17 protein-coding genes are annotated in these 26,347 nt (G+C 42.6%); all 17 read left to right on the forward strand.

Features of this window, described 5'->3' with window-relative positions; translation table 11 throughout:
* The 17 genes from glpK (at position 1) to ABJK37_RS04045 (ending at position 25,777) form a co-directional block, all read left to right on the forward strand.
* The gene (glpK, locus tag ABJK37_RS03965) at positions 1–1,518 is read left to right on the forward strand and encodes a glycerol kinase GlpK (protein WP_348350348.1); all 1,518 of its coding nucleotides are present in this window, start codon (positions 1–3) and stop codon (positions 1,516–1,518) included.
* Complete coding sequence (locus ABJK37_RS03970) at positions 1,515–2,492, forward strand: D-ribose ABC transporter substrate-binding protein (RefSeq protein ID WP_348350350.1); 978 nt, start codon at positions 1,515–1,517, stop codon at positions 2,490–2,492. Before glpK ends, ABJK37_RS03970 begins: the two co-directional genes overlap by 4 nt.
* 4 nt (positions 2,493–2,496) lie before the next feature.
* A complete protein-coding gene (locus tag ABJK37_RS03975; RefSeq protein WP_348350352.1) occupies positions 2,497–3,153 on the forward strand; it encodes a DUF2291 family protein in 657 nt (218 codons plus the stop codon).
* Positions 3,154–3,155: 2 nt separating this feature from the next.
* Positions 3,156–4,685 (forward strand): sugar ABC transporter ATP-binding protein, encoded by a 1,530-nt coding sequence (locus tag ABJK37_RS03980; RefSeq protein WP_348350354.1) that lies wholly within the window; start codon positions 3,156–3,158, stop codon positions 4,683–4,685.
* On the forward strand, positions 4,682–5,665 hold the full coding sequence (gene rbsC / locus ABJK37_RS03985) for a ribose ABC transporter permease (RefSeq protein ID WP_348350356.1): 984 nt from the start codon (positions 4,682–4,684) through the stop codon (positions 5,663–5,665). Before ABJK37_RS03980 ends, rbsC begins: the two co-directional genes overlap by 4 nt.
* Before the next feature lies 1 nt (position 5,666).
* Positions 5,667–6,932 carry a DUF1593 domain-containing protein gene (locus tag ABJK37_RS03990; protein WP_348350358.1) on the forward strand — a complete coding sequence of 422 codons (1,266 nt, stop codon included), beginning with the start codon at positions 5,667–5,669 and terminating at the stop codon, positions 6,930–6,932.
* A gap of 21 nt (positions 6,933–6,953) precedes the next feature.
* Complete coding sequence (locus ABJK37_RS03995; protein ID WP_348350360.1) at positions 6,954–8,402, forward strand: nucleoside hydrolase-like domain-containing protein; 1,449 nt, start codon at positions 6,954–6,956, stop codon at positions 8,400–8,402.
* 75 nt (positions 8,403–8,477) lie between these two features.
* Positions 8,478–9,848, forward strand: coding sequence for a glycoside hydrolase family 88 protein (locus tag ABJK37_RS04000; RefSeq protein WP_348350362.1), 1,371 nt, complete (start codon positions 8,478–8,480; stop codon positions 9,846–9,848).
* 63 nt (positions 9,849–9,911) lie between these two features.
* Positions 9,912–11,552, forward strand: a complete 1,641-nt coding sequence (locus ABJK37_RS04005; RefSeq protein ID WP_348350364.1) for a DUF5060 domain-containing protein — start codon at positions 9,912–9,914, stop codon at positions 11,550–11,552.
* A 24-nt stretch (positions 11,553–11,576) separates the two neighbouring features.
* Complete coding sequence (locus ABJK37_RS04010) at positions 11,577–12,884, forward strand: MFS transporter (protein ID WP_348350366.1); 1,308 nt, start codon at positions 11,577–11,579, stop codon at positions 12,882–12,884.
* Positions 12,881–14,992 carry a hypothetical protein gene (locus ABJK37_RS04015; protein WP_348350368.1) on the forward strand — a complete coding sequence of 704 codons (2,112 nt, stop codon included), beginning with the start codon at positions 12,881–12,883 and terminating at the stop codon, positions 14,990–14,992. The genes ABJK37_RS04010 and ABJK37_RS04015 overlap by 4 nt, the downstream gene beginning before the upstream one ends.
* A gap of 76 nt (positions 14,993–15,068) precedes the next feature.
* Positions 15,069–16,550 carry a nucleoside hydrolase-like domain-containing protein gene (locus tag ABJK37_RS04020; RefSeq protein ID WP_348350370.1) on the forward strand — a complete coding sequence of 494 codons (1,482 nt, stop codon included), beginning with the start codon at positions 15,069–15,071 and terminating at the stop codon, positions 16,548–16,550.
* A 16-nt stretch (positions 16,551–16,566) separates the two neighbouring features.
* Positions 16,567–18,054 carry a nucleoside hydrolase-like domain-containing protein gene (locus ABJK37_RS04025; protein ID WP_348350372.1) on the forward strand — a complete coding sequence of 496 codons (1,488 nt, stop codon included), beginning with the start codon at positions 16,567–16,569 and terminating at the stop codon, positions 18,052–18,054.
* Positions 18,055–18,348: 294 nt separating this feature from the next.
* Entirely contained in the window at positions 18,349–19,125 is a 777-nt protein-coding gene (locus ABJK37_RS04030; protein ID WP_348350374.1) for a ThuA domain-containing protein, read from the forward strand.
* A 1,138-nt stretch (positions 19,126–20,263) separates the two neighbouring features.
* Positions 20,264–21,718: a glycosyl hydrolase family 28 protein gene (locus ABJK37_RS04035; protein ID WP_348350376.1), complete on the forward strand. Its 1,455-nt coding sequence runs from the start codon at positions 20,264–20,266 to the stop codon at positions 21,716–21,718.
* Positions 21,719–21,751: 33 nt separating this feature from the next.
* Positions 21,752–23,197 (forward strand): glucuronate isomerase, encoded by a 1,446-nt coding sequence (gene uxaC / locus ABJK37_RS04040; protein WP_348350378.1) that lies wholly within the window; start codon positions 21,752–21,754, stop codon positions 23,195–23,197.
* A 51-nt stretch (positions 23,198–23,248) separates the two neighbouring features.
* Positions 23,249–25,777 (forward strand): DUF4861 family protein, encoded by a 2,529-nt coding sequence (locus ABJK37_RS04045; protein ID WP_348350380.1) that lies wholly within the window; start codon positions 23,249–23,251, stop codon positions 25,775–25,777.
* The last annotated feature ends 570 nt before the right edge of the window (positions 25,778–26,347 follow it).

A 26,347-nucleotide genomic window follows, 5' to 3' on the forward strand; every position in this document is an offset into this window, starting at 1 on the left:
ATGTCATATATTTTGGCTATTGACCAAAGTACTTCTGCCACTAAGGCGTTGCTTTTTGATACCAAAGGCCAGGTGCTTGATCGGCAATCATCTGAGCATCAACAATACTATCCGCAGCCAGGATGGGTAGAGCACGATGCGGAGGAGATTTGGCAAAATGTGCTGTCGGTTACCCAAGAATTATTGGGACGCCACCAGTCCTGTTTAAATCAACTATTAGGGTTGAGCATGACTAATCAGCGCGAAACCATTGTTGTTTTCGATAAGGCGACCGGTAAACCGTTATTTCCTGCCATCGTTTGGCAATGCCGCCGCAGTGTCAGTATTTGTGCGTCGCACAGTGATGCAGGCAGCGAATCTCTTATTCATTCTAAAACTGGTTTACGTCTAGATGCATATTTTTCAGGCTCGAAATTACAATGGTTGATTGAGCAAAATCCTGAGTTATTAACAAAATTAACGAGTGGCGAAGCGCTGATAGGCACGATTGATACTTACCTTGTTTATCGACTGACCCAAGGAAAAGTGTTCGCAACCGATCCTAGCAACGCAAGTCGCACATTATTGTTTGATATAACGACATTGCGCTGGGATCAAAGTCTATGCGCTCTATGGAAAGTCCCCATGCAGGCTTTACCTGAAGTGAGAGAAAGTCATGACAATTTTGGATGCACTACCCTCAATGGATTATTACCTAGCCCAATGCCTATTGTCGGTGTAATCGGTGACTCACAAGCCTCTTTGTTTGCTCAACGCTGTTTTGCAGAAGGCTCGGCAAAAGTGACTTTTGGTACCGGTTCGTCGGTATTGCTTAACATTGGTGATAAACCTGTGCTTTCTGAAAGTGGGGTAGTCACTGCACTCGCTTGGATAATGAACGGTCAGCCCACCTATGCGTTTGAGGGTATTATCATTAGCTCAGCGGCGACCCTAAATTGGTTACAAAATCAGTTAGGACTATTTAATAATGTTGCTGAAATCGAAGCTTTCGCGAAGCAAGTAGACGATGAGGAAGGCGTTTATTTGGTACCGGCGTTTTCAGGATTGGGTTTGCCATATTGGCAACCCCAAGCGCGAGCGGCTATTGTTGGCCTATCCGGGCATAGTGATAAGCGTCACATAGCTCGGGCCTCACTTAACTCCATGACCTACCAGTTACGGGATGTGCTTGACGCGATGCAATCTGAAAGTGGCGTTAAATTGAGTGCTTTACAAGCTGACGGTGGACCGACAGTGAACCAATTGTTGATGCAATTCACTGCCGATATTACCGGTATAAAATTAGCTGTATCAGATAATGCAGAGTGTTCAGCATTAGGGGCAGTCATGATGGGGTTGTTAGGCCTAGGTATTTATACTTCAATTGAATCGCTAGCAGAAATTGGCAGAATTGAAACAAGTTATCAACCCAATATGATGACCGATAAGGTAAAAACGTTACGCGCCGGCTGGCAATGCGCTGTCAATCAAGTGCTTGTTGGTGCAATAAATCATAATTTAAAGGACGGTACTGCATGATAAATAATAAAATGAGTTCAATGTTGCTAAGCATAATACTTACTTTGACGACGATTTTATCTGGATGTGGCAAAGCCCCTAAAGATGCAGAAACCTCTGATAGTAGCCCTAAACGTATGGCAGTGGTTGTCTCTACATTAAACAATCCTTGGTTTGTGATTTTAGCTGAAACGGCAAGAGATCGGGCGGTTGAATTAGGGTATGAAGCGACAATTTTTGATTCGCAGAATGATCCGTCTAAAGAAGCCGCTCATTTCGAAAATATCGTTGCCTCTGGGTATCGGGCCATTCTGTTTAACCCTACCGATGCCGACGGTTCGGTGGCAAATGTACGCAGAGCGAAAAATGCAAATATTCCAGTGTTCGGTATGGACCGTGAAATTAATGCCACCGACGTAGCAGTGTCACAAATTCTATCTGATAACTATTCAGGTACAGTGGCGCTGGGCCAGTATTTTGTCAAAGAAGTGGGTAAGACAGGGAAATACGTAGAACTGCTCGGTTTGGTAGGTGATAACAATACTTGGAATCGTTCAAAAGGTTTCCATAGTGTGGTTGACCGTTATGATGGCTTAGAAATGGTGGCTCAACAAAGTGCTGATTTCGACAGAGCTAAAGCCCTTGACGTGCTTGAATCAGTGTTACAAGCAAACCCAGATATTGATGCTGTTTTCTGCGGAAATGATGCAATGGCAATGGGCGCGTATCAAGCTCTTGTGGCTGCTGGAAAAGCTGAACAAGTTAAAGTGTTTGGGTTTGATGGAGCAGATGATGTAGTGAAGTTAATTGCTGAAGGTAAGATTGCTGCTACGGGTATGCAATTTCCTAAAGTGATGGCGAAAACAGCAGCGCAAAGCGCAGATGCGTATATCAATGGTAAGCGAGATTTTCCACAAAAAACGCCAGTGGGTGTAGAGCTAGTAACTCAAGAAAACGTTGCCAGATATGGCGATTTTGGTCGCAAGCAGGATTAAGTACATGTCTAAAGTAAGCTTAGTTGTTCCTTCTCGTTTGAAATCGTGGATTATCGGCGGGGTAAGCCTGATTCTATTTTTATATTTTGTGCCCTTGTTTTCGATTGTTTCGTTACAGGATGCCCAGCAAAAGTCATTGGCCGCGAACTTTAATGCCGCCACTTATATCGAGAGTTTTTGGCAGGGGGAATTACAAGATGCCATGGTTAATGCGGTGAATGCAGAAGAGTTACTACAAGCGATTGCTCGAGACCCAGCCGAAGCTGCAGAGCGCTTTGGTCATCGTTTAGGGTTAAGTAGCAAGGTGGCTTATTTTGTTAAGGGGCAGGGTAGAATAGTGTCAATAGAAGATGGCGTTATTAACTTGTCGTTAAATGAAAGTCGCTCAATCTCTATATCGATAGATACTGGACCTGTATTTGGCAATGCCGTTCGCGATGGTTCAGGTGAATTTGATATAGGTAACTTTGGTAATACGCAAGATTTTAATGCGCTTTCTCAGGAAATTAATCAGAGAATTGAAACGACAGTTTTCCCTTATTTACATAAGGATGCCACCGTTGGCACAGCTATTCACTTCGTCGGCGGGGTAGAAGTTAATGATTATGACGCGCCACCATTTGAATTAAAAATTGTACCAGTGTTCGCTGAGGTTTTATGACCATGGCAATCACACCTGTGCTAGAGGCGCAGAATATTTCAAAAACTTTCCCTGGTGTTAAAGCACTCGATGGCGTCAGCCTTGAGTTACGCCCAGGGCGTTTAACTGCGTTGCTTGGTGAAAATGGCGCAGGCAAATCAACTCTTATGAATATTGTTGCAGGTGTATTCCAGCAAGATTCTGGCGAGGTAAAGCTCGCGGGTGAAGTGGTGAGTTTTGCTACTACCCGTGAGGCTAGAGATGCGGGTATTTCGATGATATTTCAGGAATTGAATTTGGTCAGTAATTTAACTGTAGCTGAAAATATTTTTCTAAGCCGTGAGCCGCTAAATAAATTTGGTTTTATTGACACTGAAAAAATGAATGCTGATGCCGCAATATTGTTAAAGCAATTGGACTTTTCAGTAGAGCCAACCACACCACTTAGTCAACTGCGTGTGGGCCAACAACAAATAGTCGAAATCGCCAAAGCCATTTCAACTAACGCCAAAGTACTCATTATGGATGAGCCTACATCGGCCATCACCGAGCATGAAATCGAAGTATTGTTTGGCATCATCAATAAACTTAAGCAACAAGGTGTGGCGATTGCCTACATTACTCATAAATTAGAAGAGCTGGTGCGTATTGGTGATGATGCCATAGTGATGCGCGATGGTAAGTTAATTACCAGTGCGCCACTGAACGATCTCAGCAGAGAACAAATAGTGCATATGATGGTCGGGCGTGAGATTAAATCTTTGAGTGATCGCGAAACGCCCACTCTTGGACCAGAAGTCTTGCGCGTCGAAAACCTCAGCCTAAAACATCCACAGCGAGTCAACGACTTTGTGGTTAAAGACGTTAGTTTTAATGTCCATAGCGGTGAAGTGCTTGGCATTTTTGGGTTAATGGGCGCAGGGCGGACAGAGTTGTTAGAGTCTATTTTTGGTTTGCATCCACGTGATACCTCAGGAGCATTTTTTGTTAAAGGTGAAGCGGTTAATATTGCAAAACCTAAGGATGCCATTCGCTTAGGAATTGCACTGGCGCCGGAAGATCGTAAAAATGAAGGCTTAGTGTTAGGTATGTCGGTTGTTGATAATGCTAGCCTGGCATGTTTAGGCCAATTTGGAAAAATGGGCTTCACCGATAAGAACGCAGAACAAAAGTTGGCCGAGGATATTGTTGCCAAGTTCCGAGTCAAAACCCCAACAATACATCAAACCATCCGTAACCTAAGCGGTGGTAATCAGCAAAAGGTCATACTGGGTAAATGGTTGGCAAATAAGCCTTCGGTGATTTTACTCGATGAACCTACCCGCGGCATTGATGTGAATGCCAAAGAAGAAATTTATAAACTTATACATGAGCTGGCGGCAAGTGGACTTGCAGTCATTGTTGTGTCCTCAGAGCTCCCCGAAGTCCTTGCCCTTACAGACCGAATAATGGTGTTGTGCGAAGGCAAAAAAACCGCGGAGTTCAATCGTAATGAAGCTAAAGAAGAATTCATCATGGCAGCAGCGTTACCCAATGGAGTATCTACATCGTGATCATCAGTCAATTACCCGCCAAAGAATTATTGGCGAAATCCCAATCCCTGATTGCACTAATTATTATGGTGATAGGGATATCGCTATTATCTGATTCGTTTCTAACCCCTGATAATGGCTGGAATATTTTAAGGCAAATTTCAGTCAATCTGTGTTTGTCTATTGGCATGACCTTGATCATTTTGTCTGGTGGCATCGATTTGTCAGTTGGTGCTATTTTAGCCTTAGCAGGCGCTGTGGCCGCTGGGGTACTTAAAAATGGTTTTGCTATCCCTATGTTCGACACTTTACTGCAATTTACCCTAGCAGGCGCGATCGTCACTGGCATATTGGTGGGTTTCCTGTTGGGTTGGTTTAATGGTTTTGTGATCACTAAATTCAGGCTTCCTCCTTTTGTCGCTACTTTGGGTATGTTTAGTATTGCTCGTGGCTTGACCATGCTGTGGACAGGCGGTTTTCCAGTCACTGGGCTTGGAGAAGGCTTTTCGTACTTAGGTACCGGGTCATTTCTGGGGATGCCTATGCCCGTGTGGATTACGGCAGCATTGGTGCTGTTATTTGTAGTGATCACTCGTAAAACTCGATTTGGTCGTTATTTGTATGCGGTGGGTGGAAATGAACGAGCGGCACGGTTAACCGGCCTCAATGTGAGCAATATTAAAATATGGGTTTATGCATTAGGTGGAGCATTGGCCGGTGTCGCTGGATTATTGGTCACCGCTAGACTTGATTCTGCGCAACCCAATGCTGGCCTTGGTTATGAATTAGATGCCATTGCAGCTGTGGTAATTGGGGGGACGTCGTTGTCCGGTGGACGTGGTTCGATAATGGGTACAGTTTTAGGTTGTTTGATTATAGGGGTACTTAATAACGGTCTGTTTTTACTTAATGTTTCGCCCTTTTGGCAGCAAGTTATTAAAGGGCTAATCATCCTAATTGCAGTTGCCATTGATCGCCTCAATGCTTCACAGGAGCATTAAAATGAAGTATATCCCGTGGCTGTTATTGAGTCTTGTGCTGATAACCCAAACTTGTTTGGCACAACATTCTAAGCATCGGGTGATTATCTCTACGGATATTGGGGGGACCGATCCAGATGATTTTCAATCTATGGTGCACCTCTTACTTTACGCCGATGCATTAGATATTGAAGGGCTTATTTCATCACCTTTTGGTGAGGGGACGAAACAGGATATTTTGCATGTTATTGATTTGTACCAGCAAGATTACCCTAACCTGAAGCGACATTCAGACGACTACCCAAGCCCAGAACAATTGCGCGCTATTACCAAGCAAGGCGAAAAGAAAAGTGCTCCCTACCAAGGTTACCGACGATCAACGGAGGGGTCACGGTGGATTGTTGAACGGGCTCGTGCTGACGACCCGAGACCATTGTATGTATTAGTTTGGGGAGGAATAGAAGATCTCGCTCAAGCACTGCATGATGCGCCGGATATCCTTCCTAAGCTGCGTGTGCATTATATTGGCGGCCCTAATAAAAAGTGGGGGCCTGATGCTTATCAATATATAGCTGAACAGCATCCAAAATTGTGGATCATTGAGTCCAATGCAACCTATCGTGGTTGGTTTGTGGGCGGCGTACAAAGTGATGATTGGGGAAATGAATCTTTCGTTAGTGAACATATTGCTCAACAAGGTGCTTTGGGAAAGTTTTTTAACACACAGCTTGGTGGTGTTATAAAAATGGGCGACACACCAACCGTGGCCTGGTTGCTTAATGGTGATCCAGAATCACCTGCTGCAGGTGGTTGGGGAGGACAATATGTCCGCGCTTGGACAAGACCCACAATTGCGATGAATCGCCTAACGAATAAGGATGATCAAATTGAAGAGTTTGGCGTTTTAGAACTGACTTTGGCCGCCGGTGATAACTTACCAACCCATCCTGAAGCCTTTATGGATGTCGAAAACCAATCACTTATTGGACATTTTGACAATGGTTATGTTCATTTTCGATTTACCCCCAAAGCAGCCAAAGTTTTTAATTATTCGATTCGTAGCAATGTAGCGAGTCTCAACAATCAATCTGGCGCGATTACTGCGGTGCCTACTTCTCCAGCCAAAGCCATGCAACCAAACTCGAAATGGCCCAATTGGTGGGTGGATAATCCTGATCCGCGATGGGCTGAAGGCCCGCATATAGGTGCTAAAACGGTAAGCCAATGGCGACAAGCGTTTCTAAGTGACTTCGCTAAACGTATGCAACGTATTCAGCATGCACCATAAATAAAAGTGATAGGAATAATAATGAAGATTAAAATTTATACACTGCTTTTAACGGTTGTCTTAAGTGGCATATCGACAGTTACCCACGCAGATAGTAAACCTAGAGTGATAGTCACATCTGATGGTGAAATCGATGATGAATGTTCATTAGCTCGTTTTCTTTTATATTCGAATGAGTGGGATGTTGAAGGCATTATAACGTCTAGCTCGCAGTACCATTGGCAAGGTCATAAATGGGCGGGTGATGATTGGGCACAGCCCTTTTTAGAAGCTTACGGAAAAATTCACCCTAATCTCATTAAGCATGATCCTGATTATCCCACTGCGGAATATCTAAAAGCGCGTACCTTGCTGGGAAATGTTAAAGCTGAAGGTGATATGGAAAAGGCCACGCCTGGCTCACAATTAATTGTTGATGTGTTGTTGGATGAAACGGATAACAATCCAGTTTGGCTTCAAGCCTGGGGTGGCACCAACACCATTGCTCGGGCGTTAAAAACCATTGAAGAAAAACATCCAGATAAAATGGAGTACGTCGCCAATAAAATGCGCTTTTATTTTATTTGGGAGCAAGACCCCACTTATCAAGATTATATTTTGCCCCATTGGGGAAAATATAATATTCAGACCATTATCTCCGATCAGTTTTGGGCAATCGCTTACCAATGGAAGAAGATAATCCCTGAAGAGCTGCATCAGTATTTCGACGCTAAGTGGATGAACGAGCATATTTTAAATAACCATGGTCCGCTCATGTCCCAATATAAGGCGCATGTCAAAGGCAGTTATGGATTATCCGGAGATTACGACTTTACCCCTGGCGATTTTCGTTCTGAAGGTGACTCCCCAGCGTTTTTGCATACCATTAATACTGGCTTACGTAGTTTAGAATCTCCCGATTGGGGAGGTTGGGGTGGGCGTTATAAACAAGTGCGAGATAACACTTGGCTCGACCCAGTTACAGTGCCTAATTATACCTATCCTGAAGGCCGCTGGTATACATCCTCGGCGTGGGGACGCATGAGTATGCGTGAGGGGTCCAAAACTACAAAAGCACAACGAACCGAATACTTTAAGCCCATGTGGCGTTGGAGCGAGGCGCTGCAAAATGATTTCGCAGCCAGAGCAGATTGGACCATTAAAGCGTTCAATGAAGTGAATCATCCACCCCAGGTCAAAGTCGCCCACGCTGTTGATCTCAGCGCTGTACCTGGAGAGACAGTGATACTCAATGCTAAAGGAACCTTCGATCCTGACGGTGACCAATTGCAATATCGCTGGTGGCAATACACCGAAGCAGATACCTATAGCGGTGAAATTTTGCTACAGGATGCTAACCAGCCGCGCTCGTCTTTTACCGTACCTAAAGATGCCAGCAAAGGTAACTCTATTCATGTTGTCCTCGAAGTGAAGGACAACGGACAGCCGGCGTTGACTCGATATCAAAGGGTAGTAGTCGAAGTTGAGTAATGTTTTATTTCAACTTTTACGGAGGGCTGGCCAAGTAAATAGGGTTACTTAAATTCATGATAGAGAGAGCATTTTATGCATAAATTAAAGTCAGCAATTTGGGTTGTAGGCGCATTGTTTTTTAACTCAACAACCGTTGCTCAAGAACAATCTAAGCGTATTCCGGATTACCCAGTGGCCTATGCGATGCCTACAGTCGACACGGTAACTGACGTGCTCAATAACGTGCGTGAATATTATGAGTCTACAAGCTCGCAAACCATTATCGATGGGAAAACTCATGAAGTAATAAGTGACTTTTCTAGCCCTAATCAATTTGCTCAAGTCAGTGATGGCTTCTCCAGTGAATGGTCCTACACCCATGGTGTGGTGTTATCGGCTTTTGATTATATTTCTGAGGTGACGGGAGATCAGCGTTTCTTTCGTAATAACCCGCAGTTTTATGACTTCGTTGTTGAAAAATTGCCATATTTTAAATTGATTTCAGACACTTACGGTTATAAAGAAAAAATAGGGAATTGGGGCCGTATTCTTAATTTTCATGCTTTAGATGATTGTGGCTCCATTGGTGCGGCGATGATAAAAACCTATCTAAAAACAAAAAATCCTGATTATCTGCCCTTAATCAACCGGACTGCCGAACATATATCAAATCATCAGTTTCGTTTGGATGATGGCACCTTGGCACGTCATCGCCCGCAATACCAATCGATTTGGGCTGATGATATTTACATGAGTGTGCCTTTTCTCGCCAATATGGGCGTGTTAACCGGTAACCCTAAATACTTTGATGATGCCGCTAAGCAAATTTTACAAATGGCCGAGCGTTTGTATATTCCCCAAAAAGAGTTGTTCGACCATGGTTGGAGCGTCACCTCGGGTGATTATGATCCTCGCTTTTATTGGGGTAGAGCGAATGGTTGGACGCTGATGGCGATGACAGAGCTACTTGGCGTATTGCCAGATGAGCATAAATCGAGGCAACCAATTTTACATCTTTACCGTTCAATGATCAGAAGTTTAGCCAATTTGCAGGACGGCAGCGGTTTTTGGCATAACTTGTTAGATAGGCCCGATTCATTTTTAGAAACCTCGGCGACGGCAATGTTCACCTTTGCGATTGCTAAAGGTATTAATCAAGGATGGATTAATCACGTATATGGCCCAGTAGCCATTACTGGATGGAATGCGGTGAAGTCTCAAGTGCAAAAAAATGGTGCGGTAGATGGCACCGTTGAAGGCACAACTTTCGCTCACGATAGTACCTACTACTATCATCGTGGTCGCAGTATTCATGCTACTCATGGCTATGGACCAACGCTTTATGCCGGTGCTGAAATAATTCGCTTATTACAAAACGAGACGCTTGATATAGATGTGGCAAAACCTAATGCCGTTAACAGCACTTTTCATTTTCGTTTGAAAAGTGAGTGGCCTCAAAAATAACCGTTAATTACGCGATGAAAATAAATTAAAAATATTAATAGAGAATATTGGTAAGGATTGAAGATGGAAGCATTGATAAAACAGTTTGTCGGTCAATTTGTAGGGAAAAAGATAGGCATTTTATTTTGCCTTATTCTTATCAATATTACACCGTTACGGGCAACACCTATCACTCAAGTCGACGGGGTCGACGTGGTCGAGCAATGGGGGATATTCGAAGTGGCCTTAGATGGCCCAAGTGACGGTAATCCCTTTTTAGATGTGCAGTTGTCAGCGCAATTTACCAATGGTGTTATCACTACTAATGTTGATGGTTTTTATGATGGTGCAGGAAAATATAAAATTCGTTTTATGCCACAGCATACTGGTCAGTGGCGTTTCATTACTCAAAGTAATCGTTGGTCATTAACGGCTAAAAAAGGCAACTTTGAGGCTGTTGTACCCACTAAAGATAATCATGGGCCAGTAGGAGTCGTCAATACCTTCCATTTTGCCTATGCCGATGGCACACCGTTTAAACAAATTGGCACTACCTCTTATACTTGGACCCACAGACCCGCTGAGGTTGAACAGCAAACATTAGACACTCTAGCCAATAGTCCATTTAATAAATTGCGTTTTTGTGTGTTTCCACAAACTCATGGCATAGAAACTATGCCTCCACAGCGTTTTCCGTTTGCTGGTGAACCTACTAAACCGGATTACAGCCGCTTTAATCCAGCGTTTTTCCAACATTTGGAAAACCATGTTGACAACCTACGTCAATTGAATATCGAAGCCGATTTGATTTTGTTGCAACCCTATGACGATAAACATATTTGGGGCTTGGATAACATGCCAGCAGAGGTCGAGGATCGCTACTTACGGTATATAGTTGCCAGATTAGCGGCCTATCGAAATATTTGGTGGTCAATGGCTAATGAATATGACTTTTTACGTACCAAGACCGAAGCGGATTGGGATCGTATTTTTCAAGTAGTGCAACAGGCAGACCCATATGATCACTTGCGCTCTATTCATAATGGTAAAAAAATCTATAACAACACTAAGCCGTGGGTCACCCATGCCAGTATTCAAAACGGTTTCGCAGTGACCAATCCGGGTACTGCTCAGTTATATCGTGATGTTTATAACAAACCTATTGTTTATGACGAAGTTGAATACGAAGGTAATCATGGTTCTCGCTGGGCGCAATTAAGCGGTAAGGAACTGGTGCATCGATTTTGGTCGGGAACCGTTGTTGGGACCTATGTGGGTCATAGTGAATTTTTAGTAGAAGCCAATGACCCCAGTAGTTTTGTTTGGCTGGGACAAGGCGGCATCCTTAAAGGTGAAAGTCCTGTTCGCTTGGCGTTTTTACGTCAAATCCTAGAAGACTCACCAGCTGAGGGGATAGAGCCAATTGATAAATGGTGGAACCCTAATATTGGTGGCCAAGCTGGAGAGTATTATCTGATTTATTTTGGTCACGAACGGTTAAATCAATGGCAGTTTGCACTCCCTCCTGTAGGCCTGACTGAAGGCGACGAATTCAAGGTAGAAGTCATTGATACTTGGAATATGACTATTGAGCCGGTTGCTGGGGTGTTCAAAGTCAAACGCGATGGTCGTTATCATTTCCGAGATATTAACAACAAGCAAGTGAAGTTACCTAAAAAAACAGGTTTAGCTTTGCGGATAAAACGTATCTCAAACGCTAATTAATAACGACCTTAAAAGAGTTAGCCAATGACTAATAATACCAAAACAGAAAATTTTTCAGTGGACAGCAGTGCTCACCTAGCCAAACAGGATTCACAACCCATTACCAGACAACAATGGAAATGGACTGCGCTAGCAGGTATGGCTTCCTATTTGGATGCAGGCTCTATTGTGGCGTTGGGAGCCGGATTGGCTTTATTCCAAGCGTACCTTAATCTCAGTAATAGCGCGTTGGGTGCGTTAGCTGCGATTGGTCCTAACGCTATCGGTTGTGCAATTGGTGCGATAGCTGGTGGTTGGTTAGGCGATAAAATTGGTCGAAAAACCATTTATCAATATGATCTACTTGTGTATGCCGTGGGCATTTTATGCATTACTTTTGCAGTGAATACTGAAATGCTATTTATCGGTACCTTTATTGTTGGCATCGCGGTGGGGGTGGATATTCCGACTTCATTAGCATTAGTGGGCGAGCTATCGCCTGCAAAAGCGCGGGGGAAGCTACTCGGATTTACTCAAATCGCTTGGTGTCTTGGTCCCGTTATTGTATTACTGATGGCTTTTTTCTTAGCACCATTAGGTTTGCTTGGTATTCGTATTATCTTCTTTCATTTATTTGTGGTCGCAATTATCACCTGGGCCATGCGACGTGGATTAAGTGAATCGGCTCGCTGGAAAGCCGCAGCAAAAACAGGCAAGGGCCAGGTCAAGAAACTGTTTAGTGGTAAACATTTACACGCACTTTTATGGACAGTCACTATCTATCTATTTTGGAATCTCGCTGCGGGTACCGCTGGATTGTTTAATCCTTATATTATTAGCACTCTCAATGCTGGTAGTCAGGCGGCGAGTGTCGCTGTATCCAGTGTTGGTTTTATCATCATGTTATTGGTAACACTGCTGGTATTTATGCCGTTTTCAGACCGCAGCTTTAAAACCCGTAAAACGCTTTGGGGGGTGGGGGCGGTTATGCAAGTTATCGCCTATGGTTTATTCCTGATACTGCCATTTAATATACCTGTCATAGTCGCCAATATTGTGTTGTTTTCAGCCGGTGCGGCGTTGGCTGGTGAAGCCTTCTATAAAGTCTTTAGCCAAGAACTTTTTCCCACCTTACTTAGGGGGACGGCACAAGGAATCACATTTGGTATGGCGCGCATTGTGTTAGGAATTTGGAGCTTCTTTGTGCCTGTTTTAGCCAGTGTCGACATTTCTTATGTCGCTGGTTTACTGGTGCTATTTCTAATTATCAGCGGTGGTGTGGGATTCTTTTTTATGCCTGATACGTCCGGTAAATCTTTAGAGCAAATTGAGTCCGAGCGCAATTCAAAATGAATAACAAAAGTATCGTTGACTTGCGTTGCGAATATCTAAGAAAGTTTTTAGACGTTGTCGGTCTGGCTCTAAGGGTAAGTTGGCGTTTTAGATCAAAGCATAAAACTTATTCTGATCTAGCCTTTTGGTGGAATTCAGTATGGGTAGATGATTATGAAACCGTGTTAGGAACAGCGGAAAGACCTTGGGTAAGGACCGCAGCTCAATCAATAATTAAAGTAGAGAGTTTTGGGATGGTAGGGTTTTTACAAAAAAAAACGCCTAACGCTTTAATGGCCGTATTCATTTTTGGCAGCCTATTGCTGACAGGATGTGGCAAGGAACACCAAAACGGCCACATTAGAGAAAAGGCCGAAGTCAGTCAGCAAGTCGAAGTGAATATTCGACTGGATAATATGCCGCAAGTAAGCACCAATGCCGATGGTGGTTTGCGTCCCGTTATTGGGGTAAGGAACATACAAATATTCCGGGCAAATCGGCTTAATTCTATGCATCTGGATCAAGTTACAGATACTTATAGTCATGCGCCGATGTTGGCGTACTGGAAAGGAAAATTTTACTTAAATTACTTGCATGCTCCGGTTAATGAGCATGATCCTCATACTTCGACGTCATTGATGTCTTCCAAAGACGGGCTGCATTGGCAAGGGCCGCACGTTATCTTCCCTGCTTATACTTTATCCGATGGTAGCGATAGCTTAAATCATCAACGAGCGAGCTTTTATGTTGCTCCAAACGGCAGACTTTTAACTACTGCGTTTTTCGGCTCTTATCCTGATCCACATGAGGGTAAAGGTGTGGGCCGAGCGGTGCGCGAAATTTATGAAGATGGCAGCTTAAGTCCTATTTACTACATACGATTAAACAAAAACACCCAATGGACAGATGCCGATAAAAACCACTTCCCACTTTATACAAAGAGTGACGATGCCGGTTTTATTCAAGCCTGTGAGAGCCTATTAGCTAATAGGTTGGTAACGGCTCAATGGTGGGAAGAAGATCGTTTAGATAATACTGGTTTATATGGCCCTCAAGGACAGGCATTGTCCTATTACACGCTTCCTTCTGGTGACATCATTGGTGTAGTGAAACGTGGCGCTACCTTTATAAGCCAAGATAATGCAGACAACTGGCAATCACTTGGCATAGCAGAAAATCTTCCAGCCAGCGCAGCAAAATATTGGGGACAAAAAATGGCAGATGGGCGCTATGCCTTGGTGTTTAATCCCACTACGCGTTTGCGTCATCCTTTAGCAATTGTGACTAGCGACGACGGTCAGAATTTCAGTCATTTGTTAGCTGTGCATGGTGAACTGCCTGTACAGCGTTATCCCGGTAAATACAAAAATATGGGCCCACAATATGTGCGCGGTATTTTGGAAGGCAATGGTCAGCCTAGCGATGGTAACCTTTGGGTAACTTATAGTGTTAACAAAGAAGATATTTGGATCAGCATGGTACCGACTGACGTCAAAGGTGCTGAGATATCAAACATACAAGATGACTTCACTAGGCTAGATGCCCTTGGCCTACCTGTAGGCTGGAATATCTATAGACCGCTTTGGGCACCGGTTGATGTGTTGGAAAGTCATGGCGAACAAGGTGCAGTGTTATCACTGGTTGATGAAGAGCCCTATGATTATGCCAGCGTCACCCGAGTATTCCCCACCAGTTTCTCAGCGTTAATTCGATTCAAACTACAAGCCGCACAGATAGATGGACGAATCGAAATTGATGTCGCCAATGCACAAGGGCAGCGTCCAGTGCAAATAGCCTTCACTGAGGACGGCAAGGTCGAGGCGAAACATGAAGGGATATGGAAGCCGGCGGGAGATTACCTTGCAGATGAGTGGATCGATGTTGAGTTAGATATAAACCCTAGAAACGATGTTGACCGATATCAACTGCGTATTAATGGACAGGAAGTTCTCTATCGCACAGCTTATTTTAGCGATGTGGTACCAACGGTTGAACGTTTAGTCATTCGTACCGGTGAATATCGCCGTCGCGGTAGTGGTGGCCATGAATTATTCGATGGTCACATGAAGAGTAAGAAGAAACAATTTCTTATCGATGATGTGAATATTGCTATACGACGTGCCCCTTAAAACTAACCAATTGCACTAATGCATTAACGTTGGTTTTTCATAGCAAGTGAAATTTTATTAGAATGGAAAGATAAAAATGATAATAAAAATAAACCCTAGTGGATTGAAACCTTTATTTACTAAAACAACCCAAGCACTGTTAATTGGCGCAAGTAGCCTTGGCTTATTACTAACGCCGCTGATGATTCAGGCTGATGAAACCGCGATTAAACCGCGTGTCTTTGTATTAACCGATATTGAAAATGAGCCAGACGACGCCCAATCTTTAGTGCGCTTCTTGGTATATTCAAACCAATGGGATGTTGAAGGTTTAATTGCCACCACCTCTATTCACCAACAAGATCGCACTGCTGCACCACGTATTCGCCGCATAATAAAAGCCTATGGCCAAGTGCGTGGCAACTTACTGCAACATGAAAAAGGCTTTCCGACCGAGCAGCATTTATTGTCTGTGGTTGGTGAAGGTTTACCAGATTACGGCATGAATGCGGTCGGTAAAAGTAAGGATTCTGCCGGTTCAGAAGCGTTAATCACAGCTGTGGACAAAAATGACTCAAGACCTTTGTGGGTAACGGTGTGGGGCGGGCCGAATGTATTGGCACAGGCATTGTGGAAAGTGCGTGAAACGCGTTCAAAAAAAGAGCTGGCGAAGTTTGTTAGTAAAATCCGCGTTTATACCATTTCCGATCAAGATGATTCTGGCCCGTGGATCCGTACGAACTTCCCATCTTTACATTACATTGCCAGTCCGGGCTTCCATTCCGGTGGTGGCTACCATTATGCGACTTGGAGTGGCATTGCAGGGGATAATTTTCATGCCCGGTTTGACGGTGGCAACTTCGCACTGGTCGATAATCCTTGGTTAGATAAGCACATTCGCTCAAAAGGCCCACTAGGTGCAGAACACCCACATACCGAATATTTGATGGAAGGTGATACACCTAGTTTTCTCGGTTTAATTAACAACGGTTTAAACAATATGGAGCATCCTAATTGGGGGGGCTGGGGTGGACGTTATGAATTTTATACGCCACGGATGACTAAATGGTTATTAGAGCCAGAAACCCGTCCTCTTTGGACCAATACTGAAGATGAAGTCATGGGGCACGATGGACGCTGGCATACCAGTAACCACGCGACTATTTGGCGTTGGCGTGAGGCGTTTCAACATGATTTTTCGGCAAGAATGGACTGGACTATCAAGTCGTACGACGAAGCCAATCATCCCCCTATTGCCAAAGTAGAGCATGCCACTCGTTTAACCGCTAAGCCCGGTGAGCGTGTTGATTTGTCAGCAGTAGGGTCTAGTGACCCAGATGGCGACTCCTTGTCTTATCAGTGGTTTTACTACGCTGAGCCTGGCACTTTTACTGTATCTAGTGCACGCACCGGTCAACCATTAGACATTAAAGATTACGACCAACCAAAAGCGTGGTTCAAGGTACCGACATCCCGAGTATTACGCAACGGTACCATGCACATAATATTAGCGGTGACGGATCACGGCACGCCAAGATTAACTCGTTACCAGCGGGTTATCGTTGATATAAAGCCATAATTAAGAAGACCTTACTATGTTTAGCTTTGGTAGAAAATCACTCAATAAATATTGCACAAAGGTAAGTGCCATTATCACGCTTGCTGCAGTGTTATGGACTGGAAGTATTACGCTAACGTTTGCCGATACTACTGAACCTAGCAGCGATAAAAAGCGCCTGTTTGTGTTAACGGATATCGGCGGTGATCCTGATGATCAAATGTCTCTGGTCCGGTTATTAACCTATGCCAATCATTTTGATATTGAGGGATTAGTGGCCACCCCTCAAGGCGCTGAAAAAGATCAGGTAGAGCCGCATTATATTGAAGATATTGTCGCGGCCTATGGCAAGGTGCGCGATAATCTGGAATTACACGAACCCGGCTATCCAACAGTAGATACTTTAAATGCTGTGATTGCCAAAAGTTTACCTATTCATGACATTGAAGCGGTGGGTAAAGGCAAAGATTCCAGCGGTTCTGAGCTGTTAATTCGCGCTGTCGATAGTGAAGATAGTCGGCCTTTGTGGGTTAACGTGTGGGGTGGCCCTAATGTATTGGCACAGGCGTTATGGAAAGTGAGATCCACTCGCAGTCCCGAACAACTCAAGGCTTTTGTGGCTAAACTGCGGGTTTATGCTATTTCTGATCAAGATAATAGTGGCCCATGGATCCGCAATGAATTCCCAGAATTATTTTATATAGTGACGCCAGGGATTAACGCGGGTGGTGGCTTCCATCATGCCACTTGGATTGCCATAGGTGGCGATAAGTTTCACGGCCGTTTTGGCGGTGCAGACTTTGAATTAGTATCGAACGAATGGCTAGGTCGTCATGTTCGTAGTAAAGGTCCATTAGGGGAAAAATACCCTTTTTGGCATTATATGATGGAAGGCGATACACCGGCTTTTCTCTATTTGGTCAACAATGGGTTAAACAGCTCAGAAAACCCTAATTGGGGTGGCTGGGGCGGACGTTATGAACTATACAAACCCAAAAAAGAGAAGTGGTTTTTAGTAGATGAAACGCGTCCGATATGGACCAATGCACAGGACGAAGTGTTAGGTAATGATGGTGAATGGCATACTACCAATCACGCGACAATTTGGCGTTGGCGCGAAGCGTATCAGAACGATTTTTCTGCACGTATGGACTGGACAATAAAGTCCTACGAAGCTGCAAATCATCCTCCTGTACCCAAGCTAACTCACGCTGCTTATATTGAAGCTAAGGCAGGAGAAAGGACCGATCTCGACGCATCAAATACAACCGATCCAGATGGTGATGCTTTGTCATACCAATGGTTTGTTTATGAAGAAGCGGGTACCCGCGGAATGTCCAATTCAAGAACGGGTATTAAATTAGACATCAATAATTTTGACCAATCCAAAGCCTGGTTTAATGTTAAAACATCACGAGTCATGCCCCCGGGAATTGGCACTATGCACATTATTTTAGCGGTGACTGACCATGGCACCCCTCGTTTAACCAGATATCAGCGCGTCATCGTTAATGTTGTGCAATAAAATGTGTTAGTAGGCGATATTGGTCGCTGATTTTGATTTTAAAAGAGGTCAGTTTTTCAATGTCAGCTGTTTGGATATTGCACTATTTAACATACTTGATATGGCTGGAACTGAGGTCCGTTGACTAAGTACACTTGGCTTTTTAACAGCGTTTTTCATTAGCATCTTTATAACTAGAGGTTAATAGAAAACATAATTTACACACCACTGTAGAGTAGGTATAAACAGCAATTGATTTTAAGGAACCTTTGCCACTTTTTTACTCGTTAATTACTTCACTAAATAGAGAGCAGTATGAAAAAATACACATTACCCTTTATCGCGTTTGTTTTAGTTTTGATGACAAGTTTATCTTCGGCTGCGCAAAGTAAACAATTCAATGCCTTACTCATTACCAAAACGAGCGGCTGGCATCATGAGTCTATCAATGCAGGTGTTACATCAATACGCAAAATGGCAAGTGCTCACCATTTTGATTTAGATTGGCAAGGCAACACTAATAAAATAAACAAAAAACAGCTGCAAAAATTTGATGTTGTCATCTTCTTATCCACTACTGGCGATATATTAGATAATGAACAACAAACCGCGTTAGAAAACTTTATTCAATCCGGTAAAGGTTTTGTTGGTATCCATAGTGCGGCAGATACCGAATACCAATGGCCTTGGTATCAAAAGCTAGTTGGTCGAAATTTTATTACTCACCCTAAAATCCAAACCGCTAAGTTGAAGGTTGAAAGTCGCAATTTCCCTGGTCTTTCGCGCATGCCTGATGAATTTCTATGGACTGATGAGTGGTATCACTTTAGCGACGCCCATGTAGACAATTTAAATTATTTGTTGTCAGTTGATGAATCTACCTACAACCCTAAGACTAAAACTAACCAGGGAAATTATGACGGAATGGGAAGTTTTCACCCTATCGCTTGGTATCATGATTTTGACGGAGGTCGGGCATTTTATACAGGTTTAGGGCATCTAGAAGCACATTATCAAAATCCTCTATTTCTTGAACACTTGTACGGAGGGATTTATTGGGCGGCAATGGGCAAGGGAATAAGCAATAAATAGCTGTCTTTAATCGCAATTAACTGAATTAATACTATCTAATCGAGTTTGGTCAATAATCCACTGAACTTTGATAGATTATCATCATTCTATAGAAACGCCTGAATGAATTAACCATGCGTAATTTAAAAGGGTTAGTAGATTTTATCTACTGGCCCTTCTTGCTATTTAACCTACCTAAATTTCAATAGTAATTGTATCGTTAATACTTTGTATGAGGGGGGAATAACAAGCATTACCTCAATACCATTGGTGTTATAGTCACGCGCTAAGTTTGCGTCTCTTGATGATCTTTAAAACCGCGGTAAAGTGCTCATTGATGTTGTGTGAAAACGAGAAATTAACACGATTATGGCCTTTATTGTTTTGACTGACGTTACCGTCAGAGGAACTTCCTGTTTGATATTCGCCACCACTGTTTACTTACTAACAAGCGCCAAACGCTTCATTTTCACAAATTACACCTCTAGTATTAGTGGCACTAGGAACCGATAAACCAGTGGGAGTACGAGTATAAGTTGAATCGGCTTCTACTACCGGTAGCACCGGTGTTTACGTAACGCCTGCTCGTAATGCTTGGCAATGATATTTTGATAAAGTTCAAACAATAATTCGTGATCAGTTTGGTGGAAAGAAACCTATTACCTATCGTTCGTTTTAGCAAAGATCATTCCGTATATAAACTACACGTTTGTAGCAATAAATATTCTTAACTAATTGAATTAAATATAATTCAATTAGTTATTTTGCTTTGTGGTATTTAGGATATAAGAATGTTCATAAACGCTACTCCTTTTTTGTAGCTACGTTCACAAGATACCATATTACGTCAATCTGAAATCCTAATTAACATTTACACTCCATTTCGGTTACATCTTAATAATTATTTTGATTTATGGTTGACAAGTTAAATTTAACAATGCTAACTTCGTTGCCACCGGTGGCAGTTGTTTGCAAATAATGTCAAAGCCGGTCACAAAAGTTAGTACTTTACTACTAATAATAATCTTGGAACACCAAGAAAAGTTGAGTGTTATTTACATAACATGGTGAATATTTATGACATGTCTATTAGGTGTGTTCTATAAATTTTTCAATTAACGACCACCTCATTTGAGGTGGTCAAACTACATGGTATATCATGATTTCTTACAGACGAAATTTTATAAAAGGGGCCCTGGCGACAGCTGTTGTAGGGGCTTTTCCTAGTTGCTCGTCACATAATCAACAAAATAATCAAAACGTAATTGATACTGCTAATGATTGGGACAAAGCGAAACAAATTCGTTCGGAAATTACCAAGCCAAGGTTTCTGCAACAAGATTTTATAGTGTCTGATTATATAAAAGGCCATCAAATAACGGATTGTACCTTAGCCTTTAAGCAAGCGATTGAAACATGCGCTAACGCTGGAGGTGGGAGAGTGATTGTGCCACCAGGTACCTACTTCACTGGTCCTATACATTTGTTATCCAATATCAATTTACATATAGAAAAAGGCGCGATAGTTAAATTTATTCCAGACCCTCAACGTTATTTGCCAGCCGTTTTTACTCGTTGGGAAGGGCTAGAACATATGGGGTATTCTCCTCTTATCTATGCTTACGAACAAACCAATATCGCCATTACAGGAGGCGGTGTGTTAGATGGTTGCGCAGACAACCAGACTTGGTGGCCTTGGAAAGGGCCACATAAAGAAGCGCATTGGCAAATTATTCCGGAGCATGATCAAAAAACGGCTCGAATGGCATTAATGCGAGATGCGGAGAATGAGGTGCCTGTCGAGCAACGTTTATATGCAGAAGGCGCTTTTTTACGCCCCCCTTTTATACAGCCCTATAAGTGCCAAAATATACTTATAGAAGGTGTGACGATCAAAAATTCACCGTTTTGGTTGATTAATCCAGTTTTATGTCAAAACGTGACAGTAACGGGGGTGAACTTTTTAAGTCATGGGCCTAATTCAGATGGTTGTGATCCTGAATCATGTGATCATGTGTTGATAGAGAATTGTACCTTTGATACCGGGGATGACTGTATCGCGATTAAATCTGGAAGAAACGCAGACGGTCGACGAATTAACGTGCCTTGTCAAAATATTGTGATTGCTAACTGCAAAATGCGAGAAGGACATGGCGGAGTGGTGATTGGCAGCGAAATATCTGGCGGTGTGAATAATGTATTTGTAGAAGACTGTCAGATGGACAGTCCAGAGTTAGAACGTGCGATACGGATTAAGACTAATTCCATTCGAGGAGGAGTTATAGACCATTTACGCTATCGCAATATAAAAGTCGGTAAAGCCAAGGAAGCTATAGTCATTAATTTTTACTATGAAGAAGGTGATATTGGTTCCTTTGACCCAACCGTTAGAGATATCGTGATAGAAAACCTTCATTGTGAGCAAATATTAAAAAGACCATTAAATATTCAGGGGTTTGCGCGTAAACCAATAAACGATATTCATCTTATCAATTGCCATTTTAATCAAGCTAGTGCGCCTTCTATTGTGCGTAACGTTGAAAATTTTACGACTAGTAAGGTCAGCATTAATGGTAATGAGATCCAAGCAAACGCTCTAATTACAGCCACATAAATGTTGCTGTTGAAGTACTAGTAGGAATTATAAATGACAAGCTCAATCCAAAAATTGACCCTCAATCCGCAGCGACTTTTTTCTGCTGATAAACAAGTATCAAATATAGCCGTAGAGTTATACCAAAAAATTAAAAATTTGCCCATTGTTAGCCCTCATGGACATACGGACCCTAGTTGGTTTAATGAAAACAAAAATTTTAAAAATGCGACTGATTTGTTGATTAGACCTGACCATTACGTATTCCGTATGTTGTACAGTCAAGGAATTGATTTAGATACTTTGGGTATACCACAACATGGTGAAAAAGGGGACTTAAGTATATATAGGAGGGCGGATCCGGAGAAAATTTGGCAGTTATTAGCCGACCATTATTTTTTATTTGCGGGCACACCATCGGGGTATTGGTTAGACGAGACCTTTTCTAAGGTCTTTGGATTTACCGAAAAATTGTGTTCTGCCAATGCAATGCAGTATTACCGAGAAATAAACCGCCAACTTGCTTTGCCTGAATTTACCCCATTAGCATTAATGGATAAATTTAATATTGAGTTAATTGCTACAACAGAAGGCGCGTTAGATTCGCTTAGTCATCATTCAGCTATTGCCGATTCTAAATGGGCAAAACGAGTGATCACGTCGTTTCGACCGGATGACGTGGTGGATGCTAGTCGAGAAGATTTTGTTGATAACCTGAAGAAGCTCGCCGACCTTACCGGTGAAAATACCCAAGATTGGCGAGGTTACTTAAATGCTATTCGTAAGCGCAGACAGTATTTTATTCAAAATGGTCGGGCAACGGCTACTGACCATGGCCATCCAACAGCACTGACCGCAGATTTGCCTGAAAACGAATGCCAGGCATTACTGAATAAGTGTTTAGCGGGTCAATCAAGTGAGCAAGAACAAGAATTGTTCAGAGGGCAAATGTTAACTGAATTAGCTGGAATGAGTATAGAAGATGGCTTGGTAATGCAAATCCACCCTGGTGCTCATAGAAACCATAATGTGCAGATTTTTGATTATTTCGGTAGAGACAAAGGTTGTGACATTCCTAGCCAAACTGAATATGTCAATGCCTTAAAACCACTATTGAGTAAATACGGTAATCATCCAGACCTAAAGATAATATTGTTTACTTTAGATGAAACAACTTATAGCCGTGAGTTAGCGCCGTTGGCTGGGCATTATCCTAGTCTTAAATTAGGCCCTGCGTGGTGGTTTCATGATAGTCCGGCCGGTATGTTGCGCTTTCGCCAACAAACGACGGAAACCGCAGGGTTTTATAATACTGTTGGTTTTAATGACGACACTCGGGCATTTTTGTCTATCCCAGCGCGTCACGATGTAGCCCGAAGGGTGGATTGCCGTTATTTGGCTGAGTTAGTCAGCAATCATCAAATCACGTTAGTTGAAGCCCATACTTTGGCCTACCAATTAACCTATGGTCTTGTGAAAAAGGCATATAACTTAAGTTAGCTGAATTGGTTTATTGAGCGGTTCATCCCGCAGAGAGAATGAAGAGGCAAAATGATGTTTAGTAGAAAAACAAAAAATAATTGCATTGTGAGTATGATAGCTTTTTCCCTTGCAACATTGTTGGGCTGTGGTGATGACTCCAAGTCAATTGGAAAACCAAAACAGATTAATAATGCAGTGATTAACAACGTGATTGCTAAGGCAGAGATCCATAATCCATCACTCTTCACGCGCAAAGACGAATCCCTTTATATTAGTTTTCATGATCTCGGTTTAGATAGCCACTTCTCTGAATCTTTGGGGGTGCGCCATAGTCAAAAATTACTCCCATCGCAACATGTTGATATGGATTTTGACGGTCAAGTAGATGGGATTCTATTTACTACTGATTTATTGGGCAGTGAAACATTAGACATTGAAGTTGTAAAATCAACACCAATCCCAAATTTTGAAAAAAGAACTCAAGCTGAAATATCCCATAAACAAGGTGGAGAGTGGGGCGTACACGAAAAATACCCTGATACACAGTTTAAAGGATACACAGGTGGAGATTTTGTCAATGTTGATACTCTAACACCAGAAAAACAATATACCGATCATTCAAATTGGATCCGTTATGAAGGCCCAGGTATTGAGTCTGACAAAGTGGGGTATCGTATTTATCTTGACCGTAGAAATGGTTTCGATATTTTCGGAAAGTTAATACCAGAACCTGTTTTGCAAAAGGTTGGTCAGGATGGTTACGCCTCCTATCATGAGATGCAACCTTGGGGTATGGATTTACTCAAAGTGGGATCGTCTCTTGGGGCAGGAGGTTTTGGTTTATGGCATAAGAATACTGTTTCTTTAATTAGTGATGTCGATACATGGACTGCGACGATTCAAGAAAATGGTACCCAACAGTCTTCTTTTAGTATCGATTACAAAGGCTGGAAAAGTCCACTAGGCCGGCAAGACCTAACAGCCACTGTTTCAATGAAAGCAGGCAGTCGATTAGCTCACTTGGTATTAGATATGACCGCTGAAGCAGAAACGATGGCAGTTGGTGTGGTAAAACATAACGATACTGATTTTATTCAAGGTGATGTGGATATAACGGGCAAAGCCTTTAGTTATATTGCTAGCTGGGGAAAGCAATCTTTAGATGGCGGCCAGTTAGGGATGGCTGTTTTCTTTAGGAAGGAATTACTGCAAGACGTCACCCAAGATGAGAATAATTACTTAGCGATCCTGTCTCCCCAAGGCAATCCTTCAGACAAAAATAAGCAAGCCATGCGGTTAGATTATTATTTTGCTGCGGTATGGGATAAAGAAAGTGGTATTACCACTAAACAAGATTTTGTGAACTATTTAGAACAGCAAGCCGAAATACTGACCATTCAGCCTAGAGTTCGTTTGAAAACCCAAAGGTCTGCATCAGCCCAAAGTGGTCCTTTAACCGCTGACAAAGCGCTATCTTGGGCCAAATTGTTAGCAGACAGCGAACTAACACGCAAAGGATTGACCTACAATCATGATGGCTGGGATGTTAATCGTAAACGCGTACCTAAATTTGAATACGATATTGTAGGCATTTTTCCAAACACTTTTTATCAATTAGGTGAGTTGACGGGGGAGCATAGATATAAAGAGGTGCTACCTAAGGTAACAGGGTCTTTTATTGAGAGCGATGGGACAATCAAGCGTTACCAAAAAAACAGTTTTAATATAGATGCCGTGGCACCGGGTGTGGCCGTGTTGAGTTTATATAAGGCAACAGGTGAAGAAAAATATAGAAAGGCCGCTGATATTCTGCGAGACCAACTAAAAGACCAACCTAAAACATCTGAAGGGGCATTTTGGCATAAACAAAAATATACCAGTCAAGTATGGCTTGATGGTGTTTATATGGGTATGCCATTTTTAGCTGAATATTCCAATCTATTTGAACAAGGGCATAGCCTTGAAGAAGTTGTCAATGAATTTGTATTAACCCGTAAATATCTGAAAGATAAAGAAACTGGCTACTATTATCATGCATGGGACGAACAGAAAAAACAGAACTGGGCCAACCCTGAAACAGGCGTTTCGCCAGAATTTTGGGCAAGGGGCATGGGATGGATGGTGATGTCTTTAGTGGACGTATTGGCGCTAATTCCTGATTCTGAAGCTGAATTGCGTGCGCCTTTATTACAAATAGCCAAAGAAGTGGCAGTGAGCTTAGAACAAGCAATGGATAAAGACACCCATACTTGGTGGCAAATTATGGATAAACCTGGCGCGGTGGGTAATTATCGAGAATCAAGTTCGTCTGCCATGTTTACTTATTTTTATGCGAAAGCGGTCGGTCATGGATATATAGACCAAAAATATCAGTCATTAGCCGTTAGTGCCTATAAAGGTTTACTGAATGAATTTATCTTAGTTCATGACGACGGCACAATTAGTATGACCAACCAATGTTATGTGGCTGGACTAGGGTTTGGTCGAGATGGAAGTTATCGTTATTATATGACTGAGCCCGTTTGGAAAAATGATGCCAAGGGCAGCATGCCATTTATTCTTGCTAGCATGGCCATGCACGAAATGTTAACTGAATAAGAGCGCTTACAAGAAAGGTCGTGAAAACTTGTTTAGATAACCTAAACAAGTCAAACCACCAATGTCTGTTTTAATTGGAAACGTTCAGGGAACTACGGGGTGAGGTAATCACTGCTAATGTAATGAATCTTATATTATTTAACCTGAACTCGGGAGAAGCCATATCGTCCAGCACCGCTATTATTGCGCCTATTTTCGTTGAACTTGCTCTCAATAGCTGGCTATTGCTTCACAAGCTCGCCTTGATAAACACAATAATATCAGCACTGGATGCATTAAATTGGCGGCTAGATAAATAGTAAGATTATAACCCATTGTTTTTATTAGATTGACTTCATAGGACGCGGCACGTCTTAACCCGAGCTCAGGTTATTTAGTTTTCATTACGGTAACGGTACGGTTCTTAGTTTTGTCGGTTCGGCAATTGGACGAGTTACCGAAACGTGGGTCAAATCATCTGAGACTTCTGCACCGCGTCTGTTCATAGATTGATTTGACTAGCACTAGGCGACAAGGTCACTATATTTGGATCTGTCTGAGTATTTTGCGGTTCCAATTAATTTACGTCTT

Source organism: Paraglaciecola sp. (assembly GCF_039964565.1).
GTDB lineage: Bacteria > Pseudomonadota > Gammaproteobacteria > Enterobacterales > Alteromonadaceae > Paraglaciecola.

Coding starts and splice junctions, on each gene's coding strand:
- glpK (WP_348350348.1), top strand. CDS start 1: ATGTCATATATTTTGGCTATTGACCAAAGTACTTCTGCCACTAAGGCG.
- ABJK37_RS03970 (WP_348350350.1), top strand. CDS start 1,515: ATGATAAATAATAAAATGAGTTCAATGTTGCTAAGCATAATACTTACT.
- ABJK37_RS03975 (WP_348350352.1), top strand. CDS start 2,497: ATGTCTAAAGTAAGCTTAGTTGTTCCTTCTCGTTTGAAATCGTGGATT.
- ABJK37_RS03980 (WP_348350354.1), top strand. CDS start 3,156: ATGGCAATCACACCTGTGCTAGAGGCGCAGAATATTTCAAAAACTTTC.
- ABJK37_RS03990 (WP_348350358.1), top strand. CDS start 5,667: ATGAAGTATATCCCGTGGCTGTTATTGAGTCTTGTGCTGATAACCCAA.
- ABJK37_RS03995 (WP_348350360.1), top strand. CDS start 6,954: ATGAAGATTAAAATTTATACACTGCTTTTAACGGTTGTCTTAAGTGGC.
- ABJK37_RS04000 (WP_348350362.1), top strand. CDS start 8,478: ATGCATAAATTAAAGTCAGCAATTTGGGTTGTAGGCGCATTGTTTTTT.
- ABJK37_RS04005 (WP_348350364.1), top strand. CDS start 9,912: ATGGAAGCATTGATAAAACAGTTTGTCGGTCAATTTGTAGGGAAAAAG.
- ABJK37_RS04010 (WP_348350366.1), top strand. CDS start 11,577: ATGACTAATAATACCAAAACAGAAAATTTTTCAGTGGACAGCAGTGCT.
- ABJK37_RS04015 (WP_348350368.1), top strand. CDS start 12,881: ATGAATAACAAAAGTATCGTTGACTTGCGTTGCGAATATCTAAGAAAG.
- ABJK37_RS04020 (WP_348350370.1), top strand. CDS start 15,069: ATGATAATAAAAATAAACCCTAGTGGATTGAAACCTTTATTTACTAAA.
- ABJK37_RS04025 (WP_348350372.1), top strand. CDS start 16,567: ATGTTTAGCTTTGGTAGAAAATCACTCAATAAATATTGCACAAAGGTA.
- ABJK37_RS04030 (WP_348350374.1), top strand. CDS start 18,349: ATGAAAAAATACACATTACCCTTTATCGCGTTTGTTTTAGTTTTGATG.
- ABJK37_RS04035 (WP_348350376.1), top strand. CDS start 20,264: ATGATTTCTTACAGACGAAATTTTATAAAAGGGGCCCTGGCGACAGCT.
- uxaC (WP_348350378.1), top strand. CDS start 21,752: ATGACAAGCTCAATCCAAAAATTGACCCTCAATCCGCAGCGACTTTTT.
- ABJK37_RS04045 (WP_348350380.1), top strand. CDS start 23,249: ATGATGTTTAGTAGAAAAACAAAAAATAATTGCATTGTGAGTATGATA.